Origin of the sequence: Streptomyces sp. (assembly GCF_050698815.1) — a bacterium.
In the GTDB taxonomy this organism is placed as follows: Bacteria; Actinomycetota; Actinomycetes; order Streptomycetales; family Streptomycetaceae; genus Streptomyces.
The window spans coordinates 1-7,360 of sequence record NZ_JBOHCV010000104.1 but is presented as its reverse complement, the minus strand read 5'-3'; the positions used below and the strand labels follow the sequence as shown (position 1 = coordinate 7,360).

The window sequence follows — 7,360 nt, the reverse complement described above, 5'->3', positions numbered from 1 at the left end:
GGCAAGGCTGGGAAGGGGGTACGAACTCTTCCGGGTTCGTGGACTTCAGAGCGACTTCGCTCGCACTGTGCCGACGCTGTCGCAGCGATGGCGACAGCGAGATGACGAAACTTCAAGGTCCCCCCGGGTGTCCTGAAGGTTGCCACGAGCCGGCCGATGGCGATCGGCGCCCTACACCCCCCACTTCTCGTGCAACGGAGCGACGGCGGGCGAGCTCCAAGTGCGTACGCACCACCCCGAACTGGGCCTACCGTCCCTTCAGAAGATTACCATGAGAGATTCACGTAAACCCTACAATCGCCCCTAAGTGGAGATAGTGAGGCTTTCCCACCTGGTTGAGCGGCAAGTCTGTTGGTGCGGGGCGGCGTTGAGGAAGAGGTGAAGCTCCTGGTGGGTGGGTTGTCGACCGAGATCAACCTGTCGCCCGCCCCCGTTTCACCTCATGCACGAAGGCGCCCCATGCGGCGTCCGGGAAGCCGTCTGCGCAAGCCGAAAGCAGCGGAGGGAGCGATGATTCTGGAGCGGCGCGACGGTCTCCATCGCCGTACTCTCAAGTGAGGAAGAGGAGCGAGTCCCGTGCGCATCGTGATCAGTGAGTTCATGAGCCTGGACGGCGTTGTGCAGGCACCGGGCGGACCCGACGAGGACACCGACGGCGGCTTTGCCCACGGCGGCTGGACGCACCCGTTCTTCGATCCGGAGGTGGTGGGCGGCGCCTTCGATGACGCTTTGGCCAAGGCCGAGGCGCTGCTGTTCGGTCGCCGCACGTGGCGGACGATGGCCGGGGCGTGGCCCGAACGGGCCGGTGACCCGTTCGCCGACCGGATGAACACCATCCCGAAGTACGTCGTGTCCGACACGCTGGGCGACGAAGAGCTTACGTGGGACAACACCGCGCGCATCCCCGGCGGCGAGGCCGTCGCCCGAATCCAAGAGCTGCGCGGCATCGACGGTGGCGACCTGCTGGTCATGGGGAGCCCCACGCTCGCGCGTACTCTCCTGCACGAGGACCTGGCCGACGAACTCCGGCTCATGATCATGCCGGTGCTGCTGGGCGGCGGCAAGAAGATCTACCCCGACGACGGTGAGCTGCGCACGCTCAAGCTGGCCTCGACCGTCATCAGCGACGCGGGCGTGCATGTATGCACCTACCGGCCGATCGCCGAGGGGTAGCCCGGGGACGAAGGTGGTGGCCCGCAGCGAAGGGCCGCCCTTCCTCTTGCCGTCCGCTACGAGGCGACCGTGCCGGTCGCAGTACTCAACGAGTGGCTGTGAACAGCTGCCATGGGGTCCTCGTCCTGAGCGCCCGAGCCTGAGGAAGACATCGCAGCCCGATCGGACTCGCTACGCAGGACACAGAATTCATTGCCTTCAGGATCGGCAAGGACGGCCCAGCCCGCCCCGTCGGGCTTCCGGCGATCAGCGACCAGGGTGGCTCCGAGATTCAACAGCCGCTCGATCTCCTCCTCGCGCGACGTCGTCGGGCGCAGGCACAAGTGGATCCGGTTCTTGACTGTCTTTGGTTCTGGCACCTGGTTGAAGTGCAGCAGCGGGCCCTCCGGAAGCATCACGTCGATCTCCGGATCACCCCTTCTGTCCGACGGATGTAGCGGACAACCGGTCACCTCACTCCAAAACCGAGCCAGCTCATAGGCATCCGAACAGTCAATCGCCACGTTCTGTACTACCGAAACCATGCAGGCCAGCATGCCTGAGGACCGCGCAGTACGTCATCCAGACTCCACCCGCCCGTTCAACGTCGACTGTCATGAGACCAGCACAACAGGCCCTAGGGTCGGGTCGCGTGGAGATGACCAGCGCGAAGTACGAGGAGCTGCGGCATTGCCCGCTGATCCGCCCGACGCTGTCTAAGCTTGCCGCCGTGAACGACACCACCTATGGCATACGGATCAGACCGGGCAACCTGGCCGACGCACCAGCCGTGCTGGACATGCTCGACTCCGCGGTGGTCTGGATGAACGATCGCGGCAACACCGAGCAGTGGGGCACGACACCGTTTTCGCAGAAGCCCGGCGGGGTGGCACGGGTCGAGCGGTACGTCACCGAGAACGCCCCGCACATCGCGGAGTTGGACGGATCACCTGTCGGAGCCCTGGTGTTGGGCTCGGGGCCCAGCCCTCAGATGCCGATCGCGCCGGCCGAGGAACCCGAGCGGTACGTCCGGCTGCTGGTCTCCGACCGACGGCACGCCGGTCTGGGCATCGGGGCGACGCTGCTGGCCCATGCCGCAGAGGAGACCCGGCGGGCCGGCGTGCAACTGCTGCGGGTCGACTGCTGGGCGGGCGGCGGGGGCGAACTGGTCGCCTTCTACGAGCGCAACGGTTTCACTCCCACCGATCGCTTCCTGTACGAGGCATGGCCGGGACAGGTTTTGGCCATGCGGGTCGGCTGACTGCCGCGGTCCATACCGCCCGGTGGCGCCGCCCCTGGTCGCACTGCCGGTACCTCGGGCCCCCACCGCTGAACGAGCCCTGACCCGTACCGGTTAGCGTGGTGGACACGGCGGCTGCTCAAGCGCCATGGCTGGTCCTGGCAGCAGCCGACGCCGTTGCCGGTGTGGCGGTCGCCGGGCGGGTCGGGCGCAGGAAGAGCGAGAGAACCGGTACCAGGTACAGCACCCAGAACACTGCCTGGAGCACGCTCGGGTTCGGCTGGAAATTGAAGATGCCCTTCAGCAGGGCGCCGTACCAGCTGTCCGGCGGGATCGTCGCGCTGATGTCGAACAGGCGGTTGTCCAGGCCGGGCAGGATGCTCGCTTCCTGCAGGTCGTGGACGCCGTACGCGAGGACGCCGGCCGCGATCACCACCAGCATGGCACCGGTCCAGGTGAAGAACTTCGCGAGGTTGATCCGGAGGGCGCCGCGGTAGAACAACCAGCCGAGCACGACGGCCGTGACCAGTCCAAGGACGGCGCCGACCAGCGGGCGGACTCCGTCGTCCGATGCCTGCGCCGCGGACCAGACGAAGAGAGCGGTCTCCAGGCCCTCGCGACCCACGGCGAGAAAGGCAGTGGCGACCAACGCGCCGGTGCCGATGGCAAGGGCCTCGTCCAGCTTCCCGTGCAGCTGGGCCTTCAGGTGGCGGGCGGTACGTCGCATCCAGAAGACCATCGTGGTCACCAGACCCACGGCGAGGATGGACAGGACGCCGCCGAGTGTCTCCTGGGCCTCGAACGTCAGCTGGGAGGAGCCGAATTGCAGCACCGCGCCCACACTCAGGCTCAGCGCCACCGCGATGCCGATACCAAGCCAGATCGGCGGCAGCTTGCTCCGGTTGTCGGTCTTGACCAGGTAGGCGACGAGGATGCAGACGACGAGACACGCCTCTAGTCCCTCGCGCAGGCCGATCAGGTAGTTGGCGAACACACGGTCTCCTTTGGACGCGGTCGTCAGGTGTCGTCTGGTGTCGTCGAGCCAGGAGGTCCTGACGTGCCGTTGACGGCCGGTCAGGACTGGCTGTTGAGGAAGCCGATCAGGCTGGCGCCCCACCAGCCGAGCTGGCTGACGGAGGCGGCCACACTGGTCCGGACGCGCAGGGTGCGCGGCACCCGACCGTCCCGGCACCCGTCGAGGCGCTGCCCGAGCCAATGGGCGTAAAGGCCGTTGAGGGTGATGACCAGGACAAGTCCCAGCTTGAGCAGGGTCAGTGGCGATGCCAGGTCCGGACGAAGGAACAGGCCGGTGACGACCAGCCCTGCCAGTCCGAGCCAGATCGGGATCTGGAGGGCGCAGGCGGTGCGCAGGACGTCGGACAGTCGGCGTCGTCCGAGCATCCACAGCACGGCGATCCAGTCGACGGCGAGTACGGAGCCCAGTCCGACGATGAGCGACACGAGATGCAGGAAGCGGGCCGCGATCTGCACGGGCGGGTCGGGATGAACGTGGTCGGCCACCCAGCAGACGGTCACCAGGACGGCGGAGCTCAGGACTCCCAGGGCGGCGAGCGCCCAGACCGGTGTGGGCGGAGGGTCACCGGATCCACCGCCGTCGGCAGGCGCGGTCCACTCCGGTTCCCCGGCGGTGCGGGGAACCGGAGCAGCCACTTGGCTGCCGGAGGTCGGGGCCACCGGTCAGTTCCCCGACTTGAGTTCCACGTTGCGGAAGGTGGCGGTGGTCTTCTCGCTCAGCGCGGGCTTCTCACCGCTGGCGCCGTGCCGCAGGAACGTCGGGCGCTGCAGCGTGGCCCGCAGGGTGTACTTGCCGGCCTTGGGGATGGAGAAGTTGTTGGCGTAGTGGAAGAACTCGGCGTGGTAGAAGTTCAGGTCCTGGGCCTGCACGACCTTGCCCTTGCTGTCGAGGACCTCAAGACGGATCGGCACTTCCGGGACGATGCGGCCGGTCTTGGCCTCCATCGGGATGATCTCGATGTGGTGGGTCTCGCCCTTGGCCGGCTCGCGGTTGACCATCTTGCCGTGCTTGCCGTGCTCGCCGCGGAACCACGGCTCGGCCGCCTCGACGATGTAGCCGACGCGGTACTCACCCACCTTGGTCTCGCCGCCGTTCGCCGCCATTTCCGCCTCCAGCACGGTGTGCTGGTGCGCCACACCGGCCGGTGCGGTCTCCTTCGCCTGGCCCTTGGCGGGCGTGTTCTCCGCCTTGTCGGCATCGCCGGCGCCGCAGGCAGTCAGGGCGAGAGCGAGCGGGACGGCGAGAGCGAGCGAACGTGTGGACCTCGGCATGGCTGAAAACCTTCGATCGGGAGTAAGGTTAGCCAAACCTAAGGTCTCGCCATGTGCCAGTCAACCTATCCCGCGATGTGGACACTCGCCTCATATCGTGCACAGGTGTCGGGTTCCCCGTGGCCATAGGTAAGTTGACGTGCCGTCAACGAACTACTGAGGACATCGAACGTCAGCGGGAGGGTCGGTATTTGGACAACCCAGTCGGCCTCCCCGCCTACACTGCGCCCGCTTCCGTCACTCTCTACGCCCCAGGAGACCGTCATGACCTCTCGGCCGACTCGCCAGACCCGGCCCGCCGCCATGGCCCTGCTTGCCGTCTGCCCCGTTGCCCTTCTGACCGCCTGCGCCGAGAAGAGCGGCGGTACCGGTGGCGACGCGAAGTCGGGAGCCATCACCGTCCAGGCCACCGATGACGCCTGCAAGCTCTCCCGGACGTCGGCACCTGCCGGATCCATCAGCTTCAAGGTCACCAACGAGGGCAGCAAGATCACTGAGTTCTACGTCTACAGCCCGGACGACAAGGTGGTCAGCGAGGTCGAGGGCATCGGCCCCGGCACGTCCCGCACGATGACCGTGAAGGTCAGCAAGGCCGGCTCGTACACCACGGCCTGCAAGCCGGGCATGGTCGGCAACGGCATCCGGGGCGACTTCACTGTGACGAAAAAGAAGTAGCACGGCTGACCCGCTCCGCCGGCGCCCAGCGTATGCAATGGGGGGGTTCTCCGCAGTCGGCGGAGAACACCCCCATCAACAACCACCACTCGCGACAGCGAACGACAAAGGGCAAGGAGAGTGCTCTCCTTGCCACTCTCAACATATAGCGCACCGGGGGGCTTGCGGCAAGACCCGGGTCGTGCCGCAGAATCGTCGACCGAGGCCAGGACCTGCGGAAACGACAGATCCGCGAGGTGTGTGCGCCGCCGGACCGTTCCGGGCGGCCGGCCCAGGGATCATTCTCGTGAATGGGGGGCTTCATGGTTGACGTCATCATTGCCGGCGGCGGACCGACCGGATTGATGCTGGCCTGCGAATTGCGGCTGCACGGCGTGCATGTGGTCGTGCTGGAGAAGTCGGCGGAGCCGACCACGCATGTCCGCGCGCTCGGTCTGCACGTGCGCAGCATCGAGGTGATGGACCAGCGAGGCCTGCTGGAGCGGTTCCTCGCGCAGGGCAAGAAGTATCCGGTCGGCGGCTTCTTCGCCGCCATCACCAAGCCGTCGCCCGACCGGCTGGACACCGCACATGGGTATGTCCTCGGCATCCCGCAGACCATCACCGACCGCCTGCTGGCCGAGCGAGCCACCGAGCTCGGCGCTGAGGTCCGGCGCGGCTGCGAAGTGGTCGGGCTGAGCCAGGACGAGGACGGGGTCACCGTCGAGCTGGCCAATGGCGCCAGGGGAAGCACACAGCTGCGCGCCCGCTACCTCGTCGGCTGCGACGGCGGCCGCAGCACGGTGCGCAAGCTGCTCGGCGTCGGCTTCCCCGGTGAGCCCTCCAGGGTCGACACGCTGCTGGGCGAGATGGAGGTGGCCGTTCCGCCGGAGACGGTGGCCGCTGTGGTGGCCGAAGTCCGCGAGACCCAGAAGCGGTTCGGCGTCGGGCCTTTCGGGGAGGACGGGGTGTACCGCGTCGTCGTGCCCGCCGAGGGTGTGGCCGAGGACCGCTCGGCCCGGCCGGCTCTCGAGGAGTTCAAGCAACAGCTCCGGGTGGTCGCCGGCACCGACTTCGGCGTGCACTCACCGCGTTGGCTGTCCCGCTTCGGCGACGCCACCCGGCAGGCCGAGCGCTACCGGGCCGGCCGGGTGCTGCTGGCCGGCGACGCGGCGCACATCCACCCGCCGGTCGGCGGGCAGGGCCTCAACCTCGGCGTCCAGGACGCGTTCAACCTCGGCTGGAAACTGGCCGCAGAGGTCGGCGGCTGGGCGCCGGAGGGGCTGCTGGACAGCTATCACACCGAACGGCACCCGGTGGCCGCCGACGTGCTGGACAACACCCGGGCACAGATGGAGCTGCTGTCCCCCGATCCGGGTCCCCGTTCAGTGCGCCGGCTGCTGTCGGAACTGATGGACTTCGAGGACGTCAACCGGTACCTGATCGAGAAGATCACCGCGATGAGGGTCCGCTACGACTTCGGCGAGGGGCATGAACTGCTCGGCCGGCGGATGCGGGACGTCGCGCTGAAACGGGGGCGCCTCTACGAGCTGATGCACGACGGCCGCGGACTGCTGCTCGACCAGACCGGCCGGCTCTCGGTGAAGGGCTGGGCGGATCGGGTCGACCACGTCATCGACGTCAGCGAGGAACTGGACGTGCCCGCAGTGCTGTTGCGGCCGGACGGCCACGTGGCGTGGGCCGGTGGAGATCAGCAGGACCTGCTCGGCCGACTGCCCAAGTGGTTCGGCGCTGCCGTCAGTTGAGCGCGCAGTCGTGGCTCGAAGGGGTGAGCCGTTGTGACTGGATGCGCGACGTCGTGGCAACGATGGAGTATTCATCGCAGCGGTCGGCGTCGACGGTGTGCGGTGCGAAATCAAGACGACGTGAACGGGCAATGTGGATGAGTTTTGAGTGTGAGCGCGTCGTACAGTGCGGGTGTGGAAGATCTGGTTGTCCTTGACAGCCTTAGTTGGAAAATCCTTGATGGAGTTAAGTTGCTTGAAC

At 67.1% G+C, this 7,360-nt stretch carries 7 protein-coding genes and 1 pseudogene; 4 read left to right on the top strand and 4 right to left on the bottom strand.

Going from position 1 to position 7,360, the window contains the following annotated elements; translation table 11 throughout:
- Nucleotides 1-576: 576 nt before the first annotated feature.
- On the top strand, nucleotides 577-1,173 hold the full coding sequence (locus ACRDP3_RS04070; protein WP_431515417.1) for a dihydrofolate reductase family protein: 597 nt from the start codon (nucleotides 577-579) through the stop codon (nucleotides 1,171-1,173).
- 143 nt (nucleotides 1,174-1,316) lie between these two features.
- Here ACRDP3_RS04070 and ACRDP3_RS04065 read toward each other — a convergent pair.
- Nucleotides 1,317-1,697 (bottom strand): annotated as a pseudogene (locus ACRDP3_RS04065) (VOC family protein); the annotation flags it as partial.
- A 185-nt stretch (nucleotides 1,698-1,882) separates the two neighbouring features.
- Between ACRDP3_RS04065 and ACRDP3_RS04060 the strand changes: the two are divergent.
- Nucleotides 1,883-2,413: a GNAT family N-acetyltransferase gene (locus ACRDP3_RS04060; RefSeq protein ID WP_431515418.1), complete on the top strand. Its 531-nt coding sequence runs from the start codon at nucleotides 1,883-1,885 to the stop codon at nucleotides 2,411-2,413.
- Between the two features lie 118 nt (nucleotides 2,414-2,531).
- Here ACRDP3_RS04060 and efeU read toward each other — a convergent pair whose 3' ends face one another.
- From efeU to ACRDP3_RS04045, 3 genes are all read right to left on the bottom strand, one after another.
- Nucleotides 2,532-3,386 carry an iron uptake transporter permease EfeU gene (gene efeU / locus ACRDP3_RS04055; RefSeq protein ID WP_431515416.1) on the bottom strand — a complete coding sequence of 285 codons (855 nt, stop codon included), beginning with the start codon at nucleotides 3,384-3,386 and terminating at the stop codon, nucleotides 2,532-2,534.
- A gap of 80 nt (nucleotides 3,387-3,466) precedes the next feature.
- Nucleotides 3,467-4,087 (bottom strand): hypothetical protein, encoded by a 621-nt coding sequence (locus ACRDP3_RS04050; RefSeq protein WP_431515415.1) that lies wholly within the window; start codon nucleotides 4,085-4,087, stop codon nucleotides 3,467-3,469.
- A 3-nt stretch (nucleotides 4,088-4,090) separates the two neighbouring features.
- Nucleotides 4,091-4,699: an iron transporter gene (locus ACRDP3_RS04045; RefSeq protein WP_431515414.1), complete on the bottom strand. Its 609-nt coding sequence runs from the start codon at nucleotides 4,697-4,699 to the stop codon at nucleotides 4,091-4,093.
- A 264-nt stretch (nucleotides 4,700-4,963) separates the two neighbouring features.
- Here ACRDP3_RS04045 and ACRDP3_RS04040 point away from each other — a divergent pair, with 264 nt between their 5' ends.
- Together ACRDP3_RS04040 and rox are read left to right on the top strand one after the other, a co-directional pair.
- Entirely contained in the window at nucleotides 4,964-5,374 is a 411-nt protein-coding gene (locus ACRDP3_RS04040) for a cupredoxin domain-containing protein (RefSeq protein ID WP_431515413.1), read from the top strand.
- A 302-nt stretch (nucleotides 5,375-5,676) separates the two neighbouring features.
- Nucleotides 5,677-7,119, top strand: a complete 1,443-nt coding sequence (rox, locus tag ACRDP3_RS04035) for a rifampin monooxygenase (protein WP_431515412.1) — start codon at nucleotides 5,677-5,679, stop codon at nucleotides 7,117-7,119.
- Nucleotides 7,120-7,360: the final 241 nt, after the last annotated feature.

Excerpts from the sequence above, each read along its gene's own strand:
- ACRDP3_RS04045 (WP_431515414.1), bottom strand. The coding sequence starts at position 4,699 with ATGCCGAGGTCCACACGTTCGCTCGCTCTCGCCGTCCCGCTCGCTCTC.
- ACRDP3_RS04040 (WP_431515413.1), top strand. The coding sequence starts at position 4,964 with ATGACCTCTCGGCCGACTCGCCAGACCCGGCCCGCCGCCATGGCCCTG.
- rox (WP_431515412.1), top strand. The coding sequence starts at position 5,677 with ATGGTTGACGTCATCATTGCCGGCGGCGGACCGACCGGATTGATGCTG.